19 protein-coding genes and 1 pseudogene are annotated in these 20,886 nt (G+C 39.1%); 8 read left to right on the top strand and 12 right to left on the bottom strand.

Going from position 1 to position 20,886, the window contains the following annotated elements:
* Positions 1-11: 11 nt before the first annotated feature.
* Both miaE and Q0Y52_RS15595 read left to right on the top strand, forming a co-directional pair.
* Entirely contained in the window at positions 12-770 is a 759-nt protein-coding gene (miaE, locus tag Q0Y52_RS15600; protein WP_297823188.1) for a tRNA isopentenyl-2-thiomethyl-A-37 hydroxylase MiaE, read from the top strand.
* Positions 771-1,206: 436 nt separating this feature from the next.
* Positions 1,207-1,830, top strand: a complete 624-nt coding sequence (locus Q0Y52_RS15595) for a FlgO family outer membrane protein (protein ID WP_297823185.1) — start codon at positions 1,207-1,209, stop codon at positions 1,828-1,830.
* A gap of 382 nt (positions 1,831-2,212) precedes the next feature.
* Here Q0Y52_RS15595 and Q0Y52_RS15590 read toward each other — a convergent pair.
* Together Q0Y52_RS15590 and Q0Y52_RS15585 are read right to left on the bottom strand one after the other, a co-directional pair.
* Positions 2,213-2,679 (bottom strand): annotated as a pseudogene (locus Q0Y52_RS15590) (FlgO family outer membrane protein).
* 339 nt (positions 2,680-3,018) lie between these two features.
* Entirely contained in the window at positions 3,019-3,621 is a 603-nt protein-coding gene (locus Q0Y52_RS15585; RefSeq protein ID WP_297823183.1) for a FlgO family outer membrane protein, read from the bottom strand.
* 220 nt (positions 3,622-3,841) lie between these two features.
* On the opposite strand from Q0Y52_RS15585, the gene Q0Y52_RS15580 reads away from it, so the two are divergent.
* Entirely contained in the window at positions 3,842-4,465 is a 624-nt protein-coding gene (locus Q0Y52_RS15580) for a DoxX family protein (RefSeq protein WP_297823181.1), read from the top strand.
* A 67-nt stretch (positions 4,466-4,532) separates the two neighbouring features.
* Complete coding sequence (locus Q0Y52_RS15575) at positions 4,533-5,084, top strand: NAD(P)H nitroreductase (RefSeq protein ID WP_297823179.1); 552 nt, start codon at positions 4,533-4,535, stop codon at positions 5,082-5,084.
* A 101-nt stretch (positions 5,085-5,185) separates the two neighbouring features.
* On the opposite strand, the gene Q0Y52_RS15570 is transcribed toward Q0Y52_RS15575, so the two are convergent.
* The 3 genes from Q0Y52_RS15570 to Q0Y52_RS15560 all read right to left on the bottom strand — a co-directional run bounded on the left by Q0Y52_RS15570 (position 5,186) and on the right by Q0Y52_RS15560 (position 7,966).
* Positions 5,186-6,520, bottom strand: a complete 1,335-nt coding sequence (locus tag Q0Y52_RS15570; RefSeq protein ID WP_297823177.1) for a DEAD/DEAH box helicase — start codon at positions 6,518-6,520, stop codon at positions 5,186-5,188.
* A 66-nt stretch (positions 6,521-6,586) separates the two neighbouring features.
* On the bottom strand, positions 6,587-7,243 hold the full coding sequence (locus Q0Y52_RS15565; protein ID WP_297823175.1) for a 3-oxoacid CoA-transferase subunit B: 657 nt from the start codon (positions 7,241-7,243) through the stop codon (positions 6,587-6,589).
* A gap of 9 nt (positions 7,244-7,252) precedes the next feature.
* A complete protein-coding gene (locus Q0Y52_RS15560) occupies positions 7,253-7,966 on the bottom strand; it encodes a CoA transferase subunit A (RefSeq protein WP_297823172.1) in 714 nt (237 codons plus the stop codon).
* Positions 7,967-8,104: 138 nt separating this feature from the next.
* Here Q0Y52_RS15560 and Q0Y52_RS15555 point away from each other — a divergent pair, with 138 nt between their 5' ends.
* The gene (locus tag Q0Y52_RS15555; RefSeq protein ID WP_297823169.1) at positions 8,105-9,004 is read left to right on the top strand and encodes a LysR family transcriptional regulator; all 900 of its coding nucleotides are present in this window, start codon (positions 8,105-8,107) and stop codon (positions 9,002-9,004) included.
* 352 nt (positions 9,005-9,356) lie between these two features.
* Here the strand turns inward: Q0Y52_RS15555 and Q0Y52_RS15550 are convergent, their stop codons facing one another.
* Together Q0Y52_RS15550 and Q0Y52_RS15545 are read right to left on the bottom strand one after the other, a co-directional pair.
* Positions 9,357-9,704: a hypothetical protein gene (locus Q0Y52_RS15550; protein WP_297823166.1), complete on the bottom strand. Its 348-nt coding sequence runs from the start codon at positions 9,702-9,704 to the stop codon at positions 9,357-9,359.
* A gap of 182 nt (positions 9,705-9,886) precedes the next feature.
* The gene (locus Q0Y52_RS15545; RefSeq protein WP_297823164.1) at positions 9,887-10,027 is read right to left on the bottom strand and encodes a hypothetical protein; all 141 of its coding nucleotides are present in this window, start codon (positions 10,025-10,027) and stop codon (positions 9,887-9,889) included.
* Positions 10,028-10,330: 303 nt separating this feature from the next.
* Here Q0Y52_RS15545 and cysB point away from each other — a divergent pair, with 303 nt between their 5' ends.
* A complete protein-coding gene (cysB, locus tag Q0Y52_RS15540) occupies positions 10,331-11,305 on the top strand; it encodes an HTH-type transcriptional regulator CysB (protein WP_297823162.1) in 975 nt (324 codons plus the stop codon).
* Positions 11,306-11,628: 323 nt separating this feature from the next.
* On the opposite strand, the gene Q0Y52_RS15535 is transcribed toward cysB, so the two are convergent.
* The 3 genes from Q0Y52_RS15535 to pabB form a co-directional block, all read right to left on the bottom strand.
* Entirely contained in the window at positions 11,629-13,002 is a 1,374-nt protein-coding gene (locus Q0Y52_RS15535) for an L-serine ammonia-lyase (protein ID WP_297823160.1), read from the bottom strand.
* A gap of 137 nt (positions 13,003-13,139) precedes the next feature.
* Positions 13,140-13,706 (bottom strand): CoA pyrophosphatase, encoded by a 567-nt coding sequence (locus tag Q0Y52_RS15530; protein ID WP_297823158.1) that lies wholly within the window; start codon positions 13,704-13,706, stop codon positions 13,140-13,142.
* Between the two features lie 6 nt (positions 13,707-13,712).
* On the bottom strand, positions 13,713-15,146 hold the full coding sequence (pabB, locus tag Q0Y52_RS15525; protein ID WP_297823156.1) for an aminodeoxychorismate synthase component I: 1,434 nt from the start codon (positions 15,144-15,146) through the stop codon (positions 13,713-13,715).
* Between the two features lie 152 nt (positions 15,147-15,298).
* On the opposite strand from pabB, the gene Q0Y52_RS15520 reads away from it, so the two are divergent.
* Entirely contained in the window at positions 15,299-16,816 is a 1,518-nt protein-coding gene (locus Q0Y52_RS15520) for a fumarate hydratase (protein ID WP_297823153.1), read from the top strand.
* A gap of 92 nt (positions 16,817-16,908) precedes the next feature.
* Positions 16,909-18,387, top strand: a complete 1,479-nt coding sequence (rmuC, locus tag Q0Y52_RS15515) for a DNA recombination protein RmuC (protein ID WP_297823152.1) — start codon at positions 16,909-16,911, stop codon at positions 18,385-18,387.
* 371 nt (positions 18,388-18,758) lie between these two features.
* On the opposite strand, the gene Q0Y52_RS15510 is transcribed toward rmuC, so the two are convergent.
* Both Q0Y52_RS15510 and Q0Y52_RS15505 read right to left on the bottom strand, forming a co-directional pair.
* On the bottom strand, positions 18,759-20,399 hold the full coding sequence (locus Q0Y52_RS15510) for a PDZ domain-containing protein (protein ID WP_297823150.1): 1,641 nt from the start codon (positions 20,397-20,399) through the stop codon (positions 18,759-18,761).
* Positions 20,374-20,556, bottom strand: a complete 183-nt coding sequence (locus Q0Y52_RS15505) for a hypothetical protein (RefSeq protein WP_297823147.1) — start codon at positions 20,554-20,556, stop codon at positions 20,374-20,376. Before Q0Y52_RS15505 ends, Q0Y52_RS15510 begins: the two co-directional genes overlap by 26 nt.
* Between the last annotated feature and the right edge of the window lie 330 nt (positions 20,557-20,886).

Below are 20,886 nucleotides of genomic sequence, written 5' to 3'. Positions count from 1 at the left end.
TAAGAAACTTAATGTTAGTTGAATTATTACTTAAACCTATAAATAGTTTCCTTCAATGCCCAACCCCACAGAGCTGGGTTGACGAAGCAATCAAACCTAAAAACCTGCCAAACTTGCTGCGGGACCATGCTAATTGTGAACTTAAAGCAGCGCAAACCGCTATGTTGCTTTTACGTCGTTATGCTGTAGATCAGCAAAGTAGTAATGCGCTGCTAGCATGGTTAAAGCCTTATGAGGATTTTGTTTACCGTAAAATTGGCAATGGTGACTTTAGTGATTATATGAGTCTGTCAAAAAGACTGATCAGTAAATCTGACTTTGAACATGGCGACGAGCTGATCAGTAAAATGGTGTTATTGATTAAAGAAGAGTTACATCATTTTGAACAGGTGTGGGAAATTATGCAAAGTAGGGGAGTGGCTTACGATAACCTTAGTGCTTCTGGTTATGCTCGGGGCATGATGAAAGGGGTTCGCACACATGAACCAGCCAAACTCAGTGATACGCTAATTTGTGGCGCTTATATTGAAGCCCGTTCTTGTGAACGATTTGCCAAGTTAGCCCCATGTTTAGATACTGAACTAGAGGCGTTTTATACGTCTTTATTACGTTCAGAGGCGAGGCATTTTCAAGACTATTTAACCTTAGCGACCAAAGTTAGTGAGACAAATATTGATGAACGAGTCACTTTTTTTGGTGAAAAAGAAGCCAAGCTAATTCAAATGCCAGATCAAGAGTTTCGTTTTCATAGTGGCTTGCCTCAGCCATAACTTGGGCCGGGCATATATAGTGTGTGGCTGGTCTGCCTGTTAATTAGTCATCTTTTACATGAAACAGTGTAATGAGAGTAGAGCCAGTAACTTTGATGCGTGAATGGTGTTTATTCGAATTTGTTGGGCTGGTTGAGCAACCGAGTAAAGTGAATACTCCAATGACAGCGAATAAGTATTTAATCAACGATTTTATGCCTTTAATAAAGATGCCATAACTTAACGACTTTGTTACTCGATCAATTATTCTTGAGCTGGTAGGGTGATTCCGCCGGCAATTGAGCACGGCAATTGATGACCACTTAGTTAGTAGCAATTCCATGGGACGTTTACTGCGAACAAGTCTCACCCTCCTTGATTCAGTCATCTAAGTGATTGGCGTAATAATTGCTATTGCTAAATACTGAATAGTTTATATTTGATATTGGATTTGTGCATGAGATTACTTTCAAAATACTGGTTTTTGATTTCTGTTTTTATGGCCCTTTCAGCATGCTCTGTTTTTGAGTTTGAGCAAACATCTAGACTATGCGTTGACGACAATGGAAATTTTGATGAGTGCGCAAATATTGGTCTTGAAAAGCAGGATATGCAACAAGACTCCAGTTTGTTTAAATCAGGGCTGCATTTTGTAACACTTAACGAATACACCCAGCAAATAGCGTTGGAGTTAAAAAGTAATATGCCCATATCGGGGTTGAATGTCTCTGTTATTGTACTACCTTTTGTTGCAAAAAATGGATTAATGGGAGGCGATGATATTTTAGGCCACGATTTGGCTGATTATTTGACTAATGATTTAAGTGACCTCGGTGTGAGAACCAGTGAAGGAAGTCTAGGGGGATACTTATATTTAACGAGACAGGGGTATATTGAGTTTTCTGCTGAGCAACAAGAAGTATTCTCAGAGCTCAACGTCTCACATGTTTTAACAGGCTATATACGAAAAATACATAATGGCCTGATGTTGAGTACTAGGATAGTAGAATTGAAAAATGGCAAATTAGTCGCCTCTAGTAATAAAGTATTACCCAATATTGTTATTAATAGTGTCTTATAATCAAGAGGTATCCGCTTTTAGTAAGGTAATTTATGATTATAAGTGAAAGCATTTTTACCTGAAAAAGTTTATATTACATAATTTTAAGAAATCATAAAAATAGTGAGTTTTGGAAAAAAGCTAAGGCTTCCTAGCAATATTGAACAAATATATTCAACTGCGAAGATACTATATTTTAAGTAAAAATCAGTTGTTAAATTCATCTTGTTTTTTGACCTGATAGAACAAAGTAAAGTAATGTTTAAACTGGTCTGAAATTTTGATCTAATGGAAACCTGTTTTCTAACAACGATATTTCTTATTTATTTTAAGATCTGTAGTATTTCTTAGTCCATTGAAGAAATTGCAACCTCTGATTTATAGTGCTCTTCTCTGACCTTATTTAATTTGATATCAAAGAAACAAGTTTGGGAGTCATTTTAGGCTGGTCTTCAATATTTTGGGTAAGCCCTCCAATTAAGTCTTTAACTATTCCATTGGGTATAAAATGCTGTGCAGATGCCACCACTTCCTTTGATTTTAAGCCAACTATTCTGGCGTTGATTAGATATCCCTCTGTATGTTTCAACATAGTGCCGCCGACAATATATTTGGCGGCCATATCTCCCGGCAATTCTTTATAATCTTTAGTAAAAGCAAAATCGCCTTGCTCGGTAATTCTTGCAAACCCAGTGGTTTTTAGTCGATAACAGGAATACCAAATTTATGTATTTCATGAATTAAGCTTTCAGCCATCTGATTACCTAGTAAACTTGACTGATTGTAATCACTATCAAGCATTACAAAACTTACAACGGCTAATGGCGTAGATGAATTAACATACTGTAAATTGGCCACCAAATCTTGCATTAAGCCCCTAGCATAATGATTAATATTAAGTTTTGTTGCTGATATTGATGGACTTTCTTGGCGTCCTTGTTTGGGATTTTGCATACCGTCTGGATGTTGCAAGTGGATTGAGTAAGATTGTTCCATTTCCTTTGAAAGTCCAGCTGAATGATTGTTAGCAAATCTGTCTTTGAACTGATGCTGAAACATAAGGCTCGACTCAAATGGAGTTGAGGGTTCTGAAGTCTGCGTTATGATGGATGCATAGGGTTCTTGCACGTTTTCGTCGATAAATGTAGCGCACCCACATAAGGTAGAGCTTGCTAATAATCCTAATATTGATAGTTTCATTGTGCTCTCCTAATATCCATTTCGATAGATTTGGTTGTTTTTAAGTGTTACTTTCGATTGACTCCACATAACATCATTTGGCACATAATCTGTTGCCGCTGCTAGTATAATGTTTCCTGGAACCTGTATTAATCTAATATTCACTATGCAGTTGTTTTCTTGCAACGTGTAGGTACCGGTTAAAAAATAGTCTGCTGTTATTGCGGGATTTAATTCATTCAGTTGCCTACTCAACATTTTGTCAGCTTGCTCGCTGATTTTTATGTTTGGCATCGTTTTATATTCTATAACTTTCAAACCAGCCTGCGTGGCGAAGGTCATTAAGCTTTCATGAATTTGCAAACCTAATGCCAAGTGGGAAGGCAAAGACTCGCCGTTAGAATACATAGTCGGTAAAATTGTGCCGACAGCCATCGTGTTAGATATGTCAATCAATTGGGATGTACTTAATAATTGTCTAGCGAGTTTTTCTACATGTCTATGTAGTGTGTTTGATGGACTATCATTTGTGGCCGTCACATCAATTAAATCTTTACTTTCATCCATCAAATCCGTCAGGGCACAACCAGAGGCCAAAGTACCAATTAGGATCATTAAACATAAAGTGCGCATAGAGTGTATATCTTTAGTGAAAGCTTATAACTGAAGTAGCAATATAAGTGCCGATAAGGTTGCAGGTGAAATTATTTCTATTCACTCAAATAGGTTTAAAAAGCAGAATATAGAATTATTGCAACGAACCTGAACTAAGCTTTCAAATTTGATCTAAGTCTAACGAAATATTTTGATTACCTAACCTCTCTTACAGGTGACTACATTATCAGGAAAATTTATGCGCCTGTTGAATCTGTATACCCCTTTACACAAGTTACTGGATAAGAGTTTGGTATTTGAAGGGCTTGCGCCTTTGTTACTTAGGCTCTATTTAGCACCCGTGATGATCCAAGGTGGTTGGACTAAATATCAGGGGTTTGATGGCATTCTAGATTGGTTTGGTCATGCAGATTATGGTTTAGGTTTGCCTTTTCCGTTCGTTCTGGCTTTTCTTGCCACTGCAGCTGAGTTGGTGGGGGGACTGTTTTTGCTTATTGGTTTGGCAACGCGCTGGGTAAGTATTCCGTTGATGCTCACTATGTTAGTGGCTGCGTTTACAGTGCATTGGCCAAATGGTTGGGCAGCGATTGCTGATGCCAACAGCTGGATGTCAGACGGTACTATTATACTTAACGAAGCAGTGTTAAATATGCCAGATAAATTAGCCGCCGCTAAAGTCGTGTTGCAAGCACATGGCAACTATGAACGGCTGACATCAAGTGGAAAATTGGTTGTGCTCAACAATGGAATTGAATTTGCTATGACTTATTTCATCATGCTGCTTTCATTGTTTTTTAGCGGTGGAGGTAAGTACACCAGTGTTGATTTCTTCTTAGCGAAAAAATTTATCGCTAAGACATAAAAAAAAACGGCGCGCCAGCGCCTTTTTTATTAGAATAAAGCCAAGATTAAAATGTACGGATAACCACATGCTGGCGTTAGACCTATTACTCAATCGATGTTCTCAACCTCGTTTACAAGCTCCGGCTCCAGAAGGCCAAGCGTTAGAAAATATCAAACAAGCCGCATTACGCGCCCCAGACCATGCCTGCTTATCACCATGGAAGTTTATTGTGTGTCAAAACCAGGGGTTAATACGCCTAGGTGAAATATTTGAACAAGCGGCCATCTTTGCTGATAAAAGCGAAAAAGAAATAGAGCGTGCACCGCAATTGCCGTTACGAGCGCCTATGGTGATGGTGGCGATAGCCAAATACACCAATCACAAAAAAGTGCCTTGGGTAGAACAAGTGGCCTCAGCATCTTGTGCAGTGCACGCCATGCAAATGGCTGCAGTGGCTCAAGGTTTTGCCGGTGTTTGGCGCACTGGCAGTTTTGCCCAAGACCCCATTGTAAAGCAGGCCTTTGAATTAGCCGAGCAAGATGAAATAGTCGGTTTTCTTTATTTAGGCTCGTCTGCTGTAACCCGTCTTCCAAAGCCGAAAAAAAATAGTGCAACGTTTTTTGAAAATTGGAATTAAATCTAGTTTAGGTGATAAAAAAGCGCTCGACCTTCTTTATGGTTCAAGCGCTTTTTTGTTTTGAGGTTCGACCTTGGAATATGTTTTCGAATTTGCTTTAACTATTCTTCAGTATCGTCCTCAGGCTTCAATACTACTCTTGGCTTACGCTTCATTGGCATGTCACCCGCGTCTTTACCTTGCATAGTTCTCACACGGTTAGGCGTTTGTTGAGGTTTAGCCTGTTTAGTAACCTTTTTATTGATCGATTTTTTGCTTAACGCTACTTTAGTTTTAGCCGGTTTTAAGCCTTTAAACTTGGCCGTTAAACCTTCAATCTGACTAAATTCCATGTTTTGCTGCATAAAACTTTTGATGGCTAAAAAGCTAAACCAATCTTTTGGCCCAACAAAGGATACCGCTTGGCCTTTGTTGCCTGCTCGTCCAGTTCTACCGACTCTATGCACGTATTCATCAGCTAATTTAGGTAAATCAAAATTGACTACTAAAGCAACATTGAGCAAGTCCAAACCGCGAGAGGCGATATCGGTGGTGACTAATATGTGGTGCTGACCTCGGCCAAACTCACTCATAATATTATTACGCTGTCCTTGTGTGAGCTCGCCACTTAACGCAACGGCATGTAACCCTTGCTCTTTAAGTAAGACTGTTAATCTTTCTGTATCAGTACGGGTGGCAGTGAATACTATTATTTGACGGTATTCTTGCTGATTGATCATATGACTTAATAATAACTCTTTGTGCGTCACATGATCTGCTAAGTAAAACTGTTGTTGAATATCTTTATGTTCCTCACCCGCAGAGCCAACACTGATGCGTTGTGGGCTTTTTAATAGGGTTTGAGTTAGTTCATGCATTGCGGCACTGTCTAAAGTTGCAGAAAACATCATGGATTGGCGTTTACGATGATCCGCCGCTTGATTGATAAGTCTAAGCTGAGAGGCAAAACCTAAGTCTAACATTCTGTCTGCTTCATCTAATATCAGCATTTCAAGCCCGTTTAAGAATAACGATTTGCCTGCAAGATGATCCGCGACGCGACCTGCTGTACCTACAATAAATTGTGGATGATGTTTAAGGACCTTCACTTGGTCGTTAAAGTTTTCACCCCCTAATATCAAAGCAGCTTTTAGCTGCTGTTTCGCAATTAATCCTTTGAGCTGCAAAAATACTTGTTTGGCGAGCTCTCGTGTCGGCGCCAAAATAAGCACTCTTGGGTCGCGACGGCTTAAAGGCTGCTTGGTTAACACTCTCTGTACTGCTGGTAATAGAAACGCTAGTGTTTTTCCAGAGCCGGTTTTGGATGAGGCAATTAAGTCTTTACCCATCAAGCCGTAAGGGATCGCCTTACTTTGGATTTCTGTAGGTGTATCAAGCCCTTTAATTTCAAGGGCTTTTGATAAATTATGATGTAAAGGTAGGTCGGTAAATTGCAAAAGACATGCTCTAATAACTGATATAAAGCGATTATACTAGGCTGTTGGCAATAGTGTCGGTTTATTTCAAAACATCATTTCTGGCACATCGTTACTGACGACTAATTTGCCTGCTGTTTTGGATTGAATTTCAGCAACTGACACCCCCGGCGCTCGTTCAACTAAATGAAAGGCTCCCTCTTTTACTTCGAACACGGCCAAGTCAGTAATGATTTTGTTAATACAATTTACCCCAGTTAAGGGTAGGGTACATTGCTCTAACAGCTTTGAATTTCCATGTTTATCAGCGTGGGTCATAGTCACAATAATATTTTGTGCACCTGCGACTAAGTCCATTGCGCCGCCCATGCCTTTAATAAGTTTGCCGGGGATCATCCATGAAGCAATACTGCCATTAGAGTCTACCTCAAATGCACCCAGTACTGTTAAGTCCACATGTCCCCCACGGATCATCGCAAAACTTTCTGCTGAATTAAAAATAGACGCACCTGTTGCAGCCGTCACCGTTTCTTTGCCGGCATTAATCATGTCTGCGTCTACTCGCTCTTCAGTGGGGTAGGGTCCCATGCCGAGTAAACCATTTTCTGATTGCAGCATCACTTCGATATCATCCGCTACATAGTTAGCAGCTAGGGTCGGGATGCCAATACCTAAATTAATATAGTGACCATCACAAAATTCTTGTGCTACTCGCATTGCAATTTGTTCTCTGCTTAATGACATAATAATGACCTATTGGTTGCTGTTATCTGATGAGAGGATTTTACGTTCGATACGTTTTTCAAAGTTGCCTACTATGATCCTATCAACGTATATTCCAGGTGTGTGTATTTCGCTAGGAGATAATTCTCCTGGCTCTACTATTTCTTCAACTTCTAATACGGTTATTTTCCCTGCCGTAGCGGCCATAGGGTTGAAGTTTTGTGCCGTATAGCGATAAATACAGTTTCCGTAACGGTCGGCTTTATAGGCTTTAATAATGGCAAAATCACCGGTGATCGACTCTTCGAGAATATAATCACGACCATTAAATTTTCGGGTCTCTTTACCTTCACCTACAGGAGTACCAAAACCGGTTGCTGTATAAAAAGCCGGAATACCTGCGCCGCCTGCTCGCATTTTTTCAGCTAACGTTCCTTGTGGTGTGAGTTCGACTTCTAGCTCGCCATTTAATAATTGCTGCTCAAATAAGGCGTTTTCCCCCACATAGGATGACACCATTTTTTTGATCTGTTTTTCTTCTAACAACAGGCCTAAACCAAATCCGTCAACACCGCAATTGTTGGAGACTATCGTTAAACCTTTGGTATTCATCTTTTGTATTTGCGCAATGAGTCCCTCAGGTATGCCGCAAAGGCCAAAGCCGCCAGCTATTACTGTCATATTGTCTTGTAAACCGGCCATTGCCGCTTCGTAACTGTCTACTACCTTGTTAAAACCTGCCATGATTTACTCTCAAGTTAAATAATTGAGTAGAGTGTAAAAGATACTTTTAAATAGTAAAATTGAATTAACATCTGTATTAATAGATTTTATTTATTAATCTTCATTGCTTTTCATTACTTTAAACGAGAGTCACTAGCCATGTATAACGTATCTTTTCGTCAGGTACAGATTTTTGTCTGTATTGCGCAATCACCTACATTTGCTCAGGCTGCTGAGAAAATGTGCCTGTCTCAGCCCGCCTTGTCCTCGGCAATAAAAAAAATGGAATCACAGTTGGGCGGATTGCTGTTTTCGCGCACCACCCGCAAAGTTGAACTCAGTCCAGAAGGGAGACAATTTTTGCCTGTTGCAGAGCGGTTAATTGCCGACTGGCAAGAGGCATTTTCGGACTTACATAATCTATTTTCATTAGGTCGAGGCAAGTTATCAATAGCCTCAATGCCTTCATTTGCTGCTGGGTTGTTGCCGGGTATATTGCAACGGTTCAAAACTGAGTTTCCCAATATAAAATTATCAGTGGTTGATGTAGTCATGGAGTCAGTGATAAAAAATGTACAAGCGGGTAGGGCAGAGATTGGATTTTCCTTCGAACACAAAAAAATGGATGGTTTGGAGTTTCATCCTATTCTCACTGATAATTTTATTGCGGTATTGCCGGCAAATCATCCTTTGAGTAAACATCAAATGTTATCATGGTCACAAATTGCCCTATACCCTTTTGTGGCTATGAATAAAGGTTCAGCTATTCGCCAATGGATTGATTCATTTATGGAAATGAATCACTTATCTTTAAATATAGTAGTGGAGGCCGGTCAACTTGCCACATTAGGGCAGTTTGTAAAACATGACTTAGGTGTTTCTGTGGTACCGGCTCTATGTCAGGAGCAAATGCTCAGTAAAAACTTAGTCTGCCTGAAGATCTATCAAAGAGGCTTAAGTAAAAGAGTCGGTATAATCCGGCAAAAAAATGGCAACTTATCCACAGTGGCTGCATCATTTTGGAAATGGACAGTGCAAAATGTTTCATATCCAAGTTAAAGTAGAGATGCAATCTAGCTAAATACACTCTAGTTACCATTTTTTATTTTCTGCAAATAAATCCTCCAGACCATCTCTGTTTAATTGTTCTTTTGACAACATCCAAACTATTGGGTGTTTCAGGATACTTATAATGTTTTGCAACTTCTCTTCAAATGGACTTTACTGGCAGTGATCAACTCATCTGGGTTAATCTCGGCAAAAAGTGTAACGGTAGCTTTTTCTAATCATTGTCTTACAGTGCCTGTTTGATTATTCTTTACAGCCGTATCGCTACGTCTCATCAACTTGTCAACGTTGGCTCTTAGCTGCAATCGTTCAAGTAGTTTGTCTTCAGCTAAAAAACACTGCTTTAAAAACGATTTCTCTTAAAATCAGAACGTAGTAATGAGCGTAGCGTTTTTATACTCCGAATAAATTGAATACATTTTTTGTGACCATGTGGCAGTTGAAAACTTTGGTCTGATTGAGGGGAGGTATTAATGTTTATATTTTTTAAATTATTTTCTGTTGTTTTTATTTTGGCGTTATAAACTATTGTTTTGTCATCCAGCATTTTGGCTGCTTTTGTCACAGCCAAAATGTTGTGCTGCATAATAAAAATCAGCTTTTGGGAAATGGGTAATTGTTCTGTATAAACGCTGAGTAATATGTCTCTCTGGCTGTAATACATCGCATTAATTGATACATCATTTAACAAAATATCAATTAAATCAGCATCCAGATACCACGCTAAATCAGCTGAATGGCTTACTTCTTAAATCATATTTTTATAATTTAAATAATCTCATTGGTCGCCAGTAAATATTCTATTAAGTCTTCTATGTGGCATTCGTCAATATTTAAAGGCAGATTATCTTTTCCTGCTCGAAATAAAGACAATTATTGCACCAGTCCAGTATTTAGTCCGGCAGCGTCGTAATGTGACGATACTAAATGCGCTCGAGATTTAGGATCGGCCCATACCATACTCAACACCAACCCTTCGATAGATTGCATAAACAAGCATAATGAATTTTTCATATCATACGCGGCTGTTCCCAATACTGAAATGAATTCAATTTAGTCATATTCTTGAGGCATAAAATGTTACCACGGAGGGAATTAACAGGAAAAAACACTGCGTTGATCACACAAAATTAAAGGTACTTAATTGTATATTATTAGACCTTTTTCTGTTTTTGATATTTGATTTTTTAGATTATTTCGCACGTTAGATAGATATAATGAGAATCTTTTTTTAAAAACTAATAGAATTCGTCTTGTTAAAGTTATATAACATTTTAATATAAAGAAATTCCTTAGGTTAACAAGCAAGGTTAAGAAATGAAATTACAGCAACTCCGTTATATCGTTGAAGTACTCAACAATAATTTAAACGTCTCAGCTACCGCTGAAAGCTTGTACACATCACAACCAGGGATAAGTAAACAAGTTCGGATGCTGGAAGATGAGTTGGGTATACAGATATTTGGTCGTAGTGGAAAACACCTCACTCATGTAACTGAGGCAGGCCAAGATGTGATCAATATTTCCCGCGAGATTTTAGCGAAAGTGGAAAGCATTAAAGCGGTGTCTCGAGAGCACACCTTGCCAGACCAGGGTAAGTTAAATATTGCTACCACTCATACTCAAGCAAGATATGCTTTACCTGATGTGATCAAAGGTTTTATGAACAAATATGTTAAAGTTTCTTTGCATATGCATCAAGGCACACCCTCGCAAATAAGTGATCTCGCCGCAAAGGGCGAGGCAGATTTTGCCATAGCCACCGAGTCATTACATTTGTATAACGATTTAGTGATGTTGCCTTGTTATCACTGGAATCGAAGTATTATTGTAAACCGTGATCATCCCTTAGCAAAAAAGACCACTATTACCATTGAGGATATTGCAGAGTTCAATCTAGTCACTTATGTCTTTGGTTTTACAGGCCGTTCATCTTTGGACCAAGCTTTTAGTAGTGCAGGTATCGAACCTAAAATAGTTTTTACTGCCACTGATGCTGATGTGATTAAAACTTATGTAAGACTTGGGGTGGGTGTTGGTGTGATTGCCTCAATGGCGATTGATGATAAATTGGACTCAGACTTAGTTAAAATTGATGCCAGCCATCTGTTTGAATATAGCACTACTAAGATTGGATTCAGAAAAGGCTCATTTTTACGTAGCTATATGTATGAATTTATTGAACGTTTTGCCCCGCACCTAACCAAATCAGTGGTAGAAAAAGCGATGATGTTGAAAAATAACGATGAAGTAGAGAAAATGTTTAAGGGCCTAACATTACCGGTAAAGTAAAATCAGCTTCTGTTTTGAGGTAAAGCACAAAAATAATGCATGTACAAACTGGTTCTTGCGCAAAATAATTTAGAAACCCGCGGCGATAGCTGCGAGTTTATTGAACGTTTGGACCACGCCTAGCCAAGTTGTTAGTGAAAAGACAACCAAGCAGTAGAAATAATGTTAAGGATTAATGTTAGCGATACGGTAAAAACTTTTAATTATAAATCACAATATTTATTGCAAAGGCTAAAAAGACACAAAGGTAAAGGCAAATACTGGTCAGTTTTTATTTTTTAGTTCGAAAAACATATTTTGTGTTTGATAAAAACACTTCTCTGCTAACACTCAATAATATTAACGGCTAAACCGCCTCTAGACGTTTCTTTGTATTTTGACTTCATATCGTTGCCTGTTTCCCACATGGTTTTAATGACCTTGTCGAGTGACACTTTGTGTTGTCCAGAGCCTCTTAAAGCAAGTCTAGATGCATTAATGGCTTTAATTGCTCCCATAGCATTTCGCTCTATACAAGGCACTTGTACTAAGCCACCCACAGGGTCACAGGTTAAACCTAGGTTATGTTCCATTCCAATTTCGGCTGCGTTTTCAACCGCGTCTACCGAACCGCCGACTATTTCGGTCAATGCACCTGCTGCCATAGAGCATGCAACGCCCACTTCACCCTGACAGCCAACTTCGGCGCCAGAAATCGAAGCATTTTTTTTATATAAAATACCGATAGCGGCTGCGGTTAATAAATAACGGCTTACTATATCTTCGTCCACTGGTTTAACAAATTTATCGTAGTAACATAACACCGCAGGAATAATACCTGCAGCGCCATTTGTCGGTGCAGTTACTACAGTCCCTCCGGCGGCATTTTCCTCGTTAACAGCTAATGCAAATAGATTGACCCAATCCATCGCGACCATAGGATCTGCATTTTTTTCGTTTTGTAAGCGGTTATACAAGCCAGGAGCTCGGCGCATAACCTTTAACCCTCCGGGTAAAATCCCTTCAGTTTTAATGCCTGTTTGCACACTTTTATACATCACCTGCCATATGTGCCAAAGTTTTTTGACTATTTCAGCTTTTGATTGAAAGACTTCTTCGTTTTTCATCATTATTGAGCTGATGCGCATACCATGCTCTTTACTTAATTCTAGTAACTGTTTGGCGCTGGAAAAATCAAAAGGCACAGATTGTTCTTCGTGAATAAGTGCTGCTACTTTTTGTTTTGAAAAGTCTTGCTCTCTTATAATAAAGCCCCCTCCTATAGAGAAATAAGTTTGTGAGATAACCACGGTCTTATTACTCATGGCATGAAACGTCATACCGTTTGGATGATGGCTGAGTGATTTACGTCGATGAAATACAATCGCATTTAGTGCAGGGAATTTGATGGTTTTTTTACCATCTAAGTTAAGCCTTTGGCAGCGGCTCACTTTTTCGAGAAATGTCTCAACCATAGAACTGTCGATAGTTTCGGGGGCATAACCGAGTAATCCCAAAATCACAGCTTTACCTGTTCCATGGCCTTTTCCTGTTTGTCCTAGTGAGCCAAAAAGTTCCACCATAATCTCATCTGTAGTATCAAAAAGACCTAGGTCCGATAACTCCCTACAAAAGGTTTTAGCAGCCCGCATTGGACCAACAGTATGGGAGCTGGAAGGGCCAATGCCGATACTGAACATATCAAAAACGCTGATCATTTTATTTGATTCACTAGAAAAGGATAAAGAGTGATTGTGCTAGTTAAACGCGGGTAGAACAATAGCTGTGGATAGATTAGCTAGTTGAGTTGTGTAAAGATTACTTTAAAAATTTTGTAACTAGGTTAATTGAAACATTAAAAGTGATTCGATAAATTTCGCACAAAGGCGGCCGTAGCACCCCAAATGTTATATTGCTTCCAAGGTATGAAGTAGACCGGAAACTGCTCGTCTTTTCGTTTAACCCAATGAATTAGATGATTACTTTTATCCATTAAAAAATTAAGGGGGACTTCAAAGGTTCTATCCACTTCATTTTTATCTAATATTAAGCTCGTTGGAGCACCGATGAAGCCAACATAAGGTCTGACTTCATAACGACTTACCGTCCTGTACAATGGCAAATTACCGACAATTTCTACTTTTTCGGGGGGTAAGCCTACTTCTTCATGGGTTTCACGCAATGCAGTTTCGATTAATGAGTGATCGGTTGGTTCTTGTTTACCTCCCGGGAAACTGACTTGGCCTGCATGATGCTTTAAGTGACTTGCTCTGACTGTAAACAAAACCGTTAGCGCATTTTTGTATTCCAATATAGGTAATAATACGGCAGCTGGTTTTCCTGGCTCTCGAAGTGGAAAATCTGCCTCACTATTAATTTTTTTAGCATGATGGAATCGAGTGAGAAATTGAGCTTTATCCACGGGCCTTTATCCAAGTTTCGACAATGTGGCGCATTGACTCAATATAGGTAATATTTTTGATACCTTATCTAAGCTCTCTTGATATTCATCTTTGGCGATAGAGTCGAGTACAATGCCTCCACCTGCCCAACAATGTATTATTTGTTGGTTATTTGATTGTTCGCATAACAAGGTGCGAATACAGATATTGGTATCCATGTCGCCAAATAGGCCTAGATAGCCAATACTGCCACAGTAAATATTACGGTTGTTAGGCTCGAGTTCGTCGATAATTTGCATAGCTCGTATTTTTGGCGCTCCGGTGATCGAGCCCCCGGGGAACGCACCTTGCAACAAACTTATAGCGTTGCTTGTTTTTTTAAGCTTACCTGTGACAGTACTAACGAGATGATGAACTGCCGCAAAACTTTCTAATTTGAAAAGATCTGGCACATTGACACTGCCTGGCTGGCAATGTTTACTCAAATCATTCCGCAGTAAATCAACAATCATCAAGTTTTCAGCTCGGTCTTTATCTGCACTTAATAAAGATTCGATTTGTTGTTGATCCACCTTAGCGTCGTTGCTGCGTGGCCTAGTTCCTTTAATGGGTTTGGTTTGTACTATGCGCTCATTGACGGATAAAAACCTCTCAGGTGAAATACTCATGATTACGCTATTTGCTAAACGGATAAATGCAGAAAAAGGCGCATGATTTGCGACTCTTAATTGTTGATAAGCTTGCCATTCATCACCAATATAATGAGCTGAAAAACGTTGAGCTAAGTTAATTTGATAACAATCACCGGCCTGCAAGTAGGACGAAATACAAGACAGCTTTTGGGTATATTGTTCTTGGCTCATATTAGCTTGCCATTGACTGGTTAAACTAAATGACTGTGGCATGTTATTACACTGAACCAATTGTTGAATGTCCTTGACTGAAGGATGAGGATATTGTTCCAAATAACACAAATAAAATTGCTGATTAATATTGTCTTTAATGAGGCTCCACGCATAAATACCCACTGCCATATCTGGCGTAGAGTACTCATTTGCATTTTTATTTGGTAAGTTTTCAAAACGCTTGCCCAAGTCATAACCAAACAAACCTAGAGCACCTGCCATGAATGGCAATTTAGGATTATGTACAGATAAAACCTGATTGCTAGGCATGTGTTTTTCAAGCAAATTTTGTACTAAAGTCAAAGGATTAAGAAAGCTTTCTTGGATTTGATTCGTATCAAGTTGCCATAGGCTACTCGAACTACCAATGGTTGTAATCGTGGCAATTGGGTTGGCAACCATTATATCAAAGCGGCCATCTTGACGTTTACTGTCAGCAGAGTCTAAGAACATTGCCCAAGGTTTATCCGCAAAGTGAGCAAATATGTCTACCATTGAAAGTTTTCTTGGTAAATCAAGGGGACTGACTATTAATGAGTAAGCATGGTTGTTCATGGTGACTACTTTTGTGAATCTAAAAAAACAGCTGATGTATTACTGGCTGATATGTTACTGATAATGCACCCGAATTTTCGTGGAGCAAATTGTGCTGTCAGGTTATCATATCAATTAGTGAAAACTTAACCCAGAAAATTTAAGAGGTATCTATGGCTGTTATCCGTCAGCAAGATTTTATCGACAGTATTGAAGAGTCCTTACAGTTTATTTCTTATTATCATCCCCTTGATTACATCAAAGCGGTTGAAAAGGCTTACAACAAAGAAAAAAGTCAGGCGGCAAAAGATGCTATGGCACAAATACTCATCAACTCGCGCATGTCAGCCGAGGGCAAACGCCCTTTGTGTCAAGACACAGGCATAGTGACTTGTTTTGTAAAAATTGGAATGGGTGTCCAATGGGATAAAACAGATTTGACCGTGCAACAAATGGTTGATGAAGGTACTCGCCGCGCTTATTTAAATCCAGATAATCCATTACGGGCCTCTATTGTTGCAGATCCAGCGGGTAAACGAGTCAATACTAAAGACAATACTCCTGCAGTTGTACATATTGATACAGTGCCAGGCGCTAAAATTGAAGTCATGATTGCGGCTAAAGGCGGTGGCTCTGAAAATAAATCCAAACTGGTTATGCTTAACCCTAGCGATGATATTGCAGACTGGGTAGTTAAAACATTACCCACTATGGGGGCAGGTTGGTGCCCACCGGGAATGTTGGGAATAGGTATAGGTGGCACAGCTGAAAAAGCAGCGGTACTAGCCAAAGAAAGTTTGATGGATCCAGTTGATATCCAAGAATTGATGGACAGGGGGGCTGAAACTACTGAAGAAAAACTACGTTTAGATATTTTTCAGAAGGTTAACGACTTAGGTATTGGTGCTCAGGGGTTAGGAGGATTAACTACAGTAGTGGATGTTAAAATTAAATCTATGCCAACTCATGCTGCGTCCAAACCTGTGGCCATGATCCCTAACTGTGCGGCTACTCGTCACGCGCATTTTCATTTAGATGGTTCGGGTCCTGCTGAATTTATTCCCCCTAAACTAGAAGACTGGCCAAAAGTGACCTGGGAAGTGGCAGAGGGTACACGCCGCGTTGATTTAAATACTATCACCAAAGAAGGCATCCAAGATTGGAAAGTAGGAGAAACGGTATTGTTGTCAGGTAAAATGTTAACTGGACGTGATGCGGCGCATAAGCGTATACAAACTATGATGGATAACGGCGAAGGTATGCCTGAGGGCGTAGACTTAACTAACCGTTTTATTTATTACGTTGGGCCAGTAGATGCAGTGCGTGATGAGGTAGTGGGGCCTGCAGGCCCTACGACGGCCACCCGGATGGATAAGTGGACTGACATGATGTTAGAACAAACTGGCTTGATCGGCATGATTGGCAAAGCGGAACGTGGACCTGCTACTGTTAAAAGTATTGCCAAACACAAATCGGTTTATTTGATGGCTGTAGGTGGTGCTGCGTATTTGGTTTCTAAAGCGATTAAAAAGTCACGTGTGGTGGCATTTGAGGACTTAGGGATGGAAGCCATCTACGAATTTGATGTAGAAGATATGCCTGTCACTGTTGCGGTTGATAGTACCGGTGCCAATGCACATGAAACCGGGCCTGCTATTTGGAAAATCAAAATAGCTGAAATGGAAAGGTAAGATTTTTTAGCTAACTTTGGCGGTAAATTACTGTGATAATTTATCGCTCTTTTTTATTAGTAAGTGTCACAAAAAGAGCAGAACACCTCACTATGAGTCAATTTAACGACCCTATTTTAATCTCTATTTTTTCTGGTCTGTTTATCTTTGGAGTCTTGATTGGTGCTTTGATTACTGGGATCAAAGCCAAGAAGAAAGTGCAGCAGACAATTGATCAAAACAGTTTTTTTGCGACGCAGCAAGAAACTCTTCTAAGAGACCAACTTGCACAGCAAGTTTCAGCGATAGAAGCTTTAACAACAGAGCAACGAGCAGCACAGCAAGAGCAAATGTACACACAAAATAAATTAGGTCAGCTGACTCAGCGAGTAGAGAGAATTACTGAGTTAGAAATAGAAAAAAACTACTGGCAACAGCAATATCAACAAAGTAGTAAAATTGCATCTGAATTACGCACCTTAACTGAGTCACAAGCTGCCCGATTTGAACAAAAGCAAATTGCCAGTAAAGACAAATTACAGTTATTAGAAACAGCAGAAAAACGCTTACAAGAACAGTTTGAAAATATTGCAAATAAAATATTTGAACAGAAACAAGAAAAGTTTAGCCAATCAAGTAAGGCGGGCTTAGATTCTATTTTATTACCCTTAAAAGAGCAGATTGAAGGCTTTAAAAAACAAGTAACAGATCAATATGTTAAAGAAGGGCAGGAACGAGCATCCCTTAAAACTGAAATTTTAGGTTTAAAAGAGCTTAACCAGCAAATTACACATGATGCAGCTGCGTTAACCAAAGCCTTAAAAGGTGATAACAAAGTCCAAGGTAACTGGGGTGAGGTGGTTTTAGAAAGAGTATTAAAAGAATCAGGGTTGCGTGAAGGTCATGAGTTTGAAACTCAAGTAGCCTTAAAAAATGAATATGGGAAAAGTTACCAGCCTGATGTGGTGGTGCACTTGCCAAATGATAAAGATGTGGTGATTGATTCCAAAGTATCCCTCGCTGCCTACGAGCGTTACTTTAATGAACATGATGATGAATTAGCACGGGTTGTACATTTAAAAGAGCATGTTAATTCCCTGCGCAATCATATAAAAGAACTGGGTAAAAAAGACTATCATGACTTAAAAGGCATTCGTACCTTAGACTACGTGTTGATGTTTATCCCCATAGAGTCTGCGTTTTTGCTCGGAGCAGATCAAGCGCCCGAATTAATGAAGCTGGCTTTTGATAACAATATTATGCTGGTTAGTCCAACTAACTTGCTGGTGGCATTGCGCACTATCAACAATATTTGGCAATACGAATACCAGAATCAAAATGCACAAAAAATAGCAGATAATGCCTCTAAGTTATACGACAAGTTCCATGGATTTATGGTTGATATGGATAAAGTGGGTAAAGCCATAGAGTCAAGCCAAAAGAGTTATGATGGGGCGATGAACAAACTATCTACTGGTAAAGGTAATATTGTTAGACAAGTTGAACAATTCCGCAAATTAGGTGTGCAGAGTAATAAAAAGCTAGATGTTGATTTGCTAGATAATGCAGAAGTAGAGGGGGAACAAGAATAAAAGTCAGCTACGAATTTATAACTAAAAAATTATCACCACAGAGGAACGGATTTTAACGTTTAACTGTCTTTATTATATGACTTATATTCAGACAATAAAATGGCCCTCTATTTAGCCCTGTTATTTGGGGGCGCGTATTCCGTGAAAATAACCTACCTACCATTTTGAAGGATTAGTTCGTTCGATATCAATTTGGGGGAAGCTTGAACTACTATTCTGTCTTTTAGAAAAGTCACAATAGCTGAAGCGTATGAATCAATTTTCACAAACATTGAGGACATCCGCCAATGGCCCCAACTAGATGTTTGAACTTACGACTCTAGTTTAATGAAAGTGGTGTCGTCAAAAATCAAACTGAGTGAAATCGTCAGTTAACCCAACCAATTATTACAAAGCACCTGATTAGTCACTTCTAAGGCTATGGTGTCGCAAGGTGCTGCGGTAACTGTAAGGGGCAGGTATTTGAGCTTTTTATCACGTATGACGCTAAGCTGTACTTTTTGACCAATTGATAAATAGTTGAGTTGTGCGGTTAAATTTTCTTTACTCACTACCCATTTATCAATGGCTATCAACACATCATCCACTTGTAATCCAGACTTATAAGCCGCAGTTTGCTCTGTGACTTGGATGATTTGTACACCTATCTCTCGCATTTTTATTTGTGCACCAAACTCGATTTTAATAGAAAAGGTTGTTATTTCACCGCCCTTATCATCAAGGTTTTTTCTAGGCGAGACATGACATTTAACCCCAAATTTCGCTAACAGTTCACTGAATGGTAACTCTTCGGTGGAGTATAAGGCAGATTGGAAAAAGTATTTTAAATTAATATTCAGATGCGTTTCGATAATATTTTGGATAATGTTTACTGGAGTGGGGATCCCAAGTTTTCCGTGCTGGCTCCACAAATATCGCATGACATCATCTAAACTATAAGCACCGTTACTTTTACTTTTTATCAGTAAATCTAGACACATAGCCAAAATAGCACCTTTGTTATAATAACTGACGATATTATTCACAGCACCTTCATCTTGTTTGTAAAACTTGGTCCAAGCATCAAAACTAGACTCGGTAATGGTTTGTTTAAAGCGTCCTTTATTGCGTAATAACCGAGTGAGGTTTTGGCCGACTACTTTTAGATATTCTGTTTGGGTGATAAGGCCACATCTAAAAAGGCTAAAATCGTCGTAATAGCTAGTGAAGCCTTCATAAATCCATAATTGTTCTGTGTATCGCTCTTTGTCTAATGCTGCGCCAAATAATTCTTGAGGCTTGATCTTCTTTACATGCCAAGTATGAAAAAACTCATGACTACACAAACTTAGAAATACTCGATAGCCATCTGTCATGTGTTCTACATCAGACAAGCTGGGTAAATCATTTCTACTGTACATTAACGCGGTGGAGCTTATATGTTCTAGTCCACCAAAAGCATTATCTGTTAACAGCGTGATAAATTGATAACGCTTAATTGGAGGTGTATCGGCAAAGAATGCAATATGGTGCTGACATACCTTGGTTAAGTCTTTTGTTATACGCTTAACATCTGATTGATGTCCTCCTGCGAGTATCAGTTCAAACTCCACACCATTGGCAGAAAATGGCAAAACATCAAATTCCCCCATTAAAACAGGGTGATCTATCAACTCTTCGTAGTGACTCGCCCAATACTCTCCAAATGCATGTGTAACTTGCATATCAGTTGGCATAGTAGTGGCAACTTTCCAGTGAGATAATTCTGGTTGAAAAGGTTTTTGCAAGGTTAGCCCGCAAGGTTGATTTGTTTGCCCAACAACCGCCAAAAACATATTGGTGCCATTTAAAAACGCCATTTCATCATTGATATAGGCGCCTCTAACCGATAAGTCGAAAGCATAAACCTGATAATATATAGTCAACGTTGTGCTAACTGCTTGTACTTGCCAGGTCTGTTTGTCGAGTTTTTGGATGTTTATATCTTTTCCCTGATCATCTTTAGCACTAATTTTGATAATGTTTTTTGGCAAAATCACGGATCATATAACTACCTGGTATCCAGGCTGGTAAGGTTAGGATTTGTCCGTTTTGATCTGGGTTTTCTATGCGTAAGCTGACGTCAAATACATGCCCCGCGATAGATGAAACGTTAACATGGTAATGAATGGGTGAGGAATAAGTATGCATGATGTTCTCTATTTGATAGTAATGTAAAGATTTTGATGCTCTGATCTTGTAAATACCGTAATACGTTTTTGTTTGTATGTGATTTATTTATTATCAACTTAGAATACGTAAACCCAATGATAACAACAAATACCTTCAAGGATTATTAATTAGATAGCAATTTTCAAGGTAAAGTTGAGCTGACTAATGAAGATCTAAAAAGCTCGGTTCTATGCTCCCTAACAGACCTCAATATTTACAATTGACTAGTTCATCACGACGAAAAAGGTAAGAACCAAATTGTATGTACGGAGGGTAAACGTTTATATTTTTTCTGTTACCTAGATGATG

Origin of the sequence: uncultured Paraglaciecola sp., assembly GCF_943787955.1 — a bacterium.
Lineage (GTDB): Bacteria > Pseudomonadota > Gammaproteobacteria > Enterobacterales > Alteromonadaceae > Paraglaciecola.
Note: the sequence above shows the minus strand (reverse complement) of the source record. Positions and strands in the feature narration are given on the sequence as shown.

Excerpts from the sequence above, each read along its gene's own strand:
- miaE (WP_297823188.1), top strand. The coding sequence starts at position 12 with ATGTTAGTTGAATTATTACTTAAACCTATAAATAGTTTCCTTCAATGC.
- rmuC (WP_297823152.1), top strand. The coding sequence starts at position 16,909 with ATGAGTCAATTTAACGACCCTATTTTAATCTCTATTTTTTCTGGTCTG.
- Q0Y52_RS15560 (WP_297823172.1), bottom strand. The coding sequence starts at position 7,966 with ATGGCAGGTTTTAACAAGGTAGTAGACAGTTACGAAGCGGCAATGGCC.
- Q0Y52_RS15535 (WP_297823160.1), bottom strand. The coding sequence starts at position 13,002 with ATGATCAGCGTTTTTGATATGTTCAGTATCGGCATTGGCCCTTCCAGC.
- Q0Y52_RS15505 (WP_297823147.1), bottom strand. The coding sequence starts at position 20,556 with ATGCATACTTATTCCTCACCCATTCATTACCATGTTAACGTTTCATCT.
- Q0Y52_RS15520 (WP_297823153.1), top strand. The coding sequence starts at position 15,299 with ATGGCTGTTATCCGTCAGCAAGATTTTATCGACAGTATTGAAGAGTCC.
- Q0Y52_RS15565 (WP_297823175.1), bottom strand. The coding sequence starts at position 7,243 with ATGTCATTAAGCAGAGAACAAATTGCAATGCGAGTAGCACAAGAATTT.
- Q0Y52_RS15575 (WP_297823179.1), top strand. The coding sequence starts at position 4,533 with ATGCTGGCGTTAGACCTATTACTCAATCGATGTTCTCAACCTCGTTTA.
- Q0Y52_RS15555 (WP_297823169.1), top strand. The coding sequence starts at position 8,105 with ATGTATAACGTATCTTTTCGTCAGGTACAGATTTTTGTCTGTATTGCG.
- Q0Y52_RS15545 (WP_297823164.1), bottom strand. The coding sequence starts at position 10,027 with ATGAAAAATTCATTATGCTTGTTTATGCAATCTATCGAAGGGTTGGTG.
- pabB (WP_297823156.1), bottom strand. The coding sequence starts at position 15,146 with ATGAACAACCATGCTTACTCATTAATAGTCAGTCCCCTTGATTTACCA.
- Q0Y52_RS15595 (WP_297823185.1), top strand. The coding sequence starts at position 1,207 with ATGAGATTACTTTCAAAATACTGGTTTTTGATTTCTGTTTTTATGGCC.
- Q0Y52_RS15585 (WP_297823183.1), bottom strand. The coding sequence starts at position 3,621 with ATGCGCACTTTATGTTTAATGATCCTAATTGGTACTTTGGCCTCTGGT.
- Q0Y52_RS15580 (WP_297823181.1), top strand. The coding sequence starts at position 3,842 with ATGCGCCTGTTGAATCTGTATACCCCTTTACACAAGTTACTGGATAAG.
- cysB (WP_297823162.1), top strand. The coding sequence starts at position 10,331 with ATGAAATTACAGCAACTCCGTTATATCGTTGAAGTACTCAACAATAAT.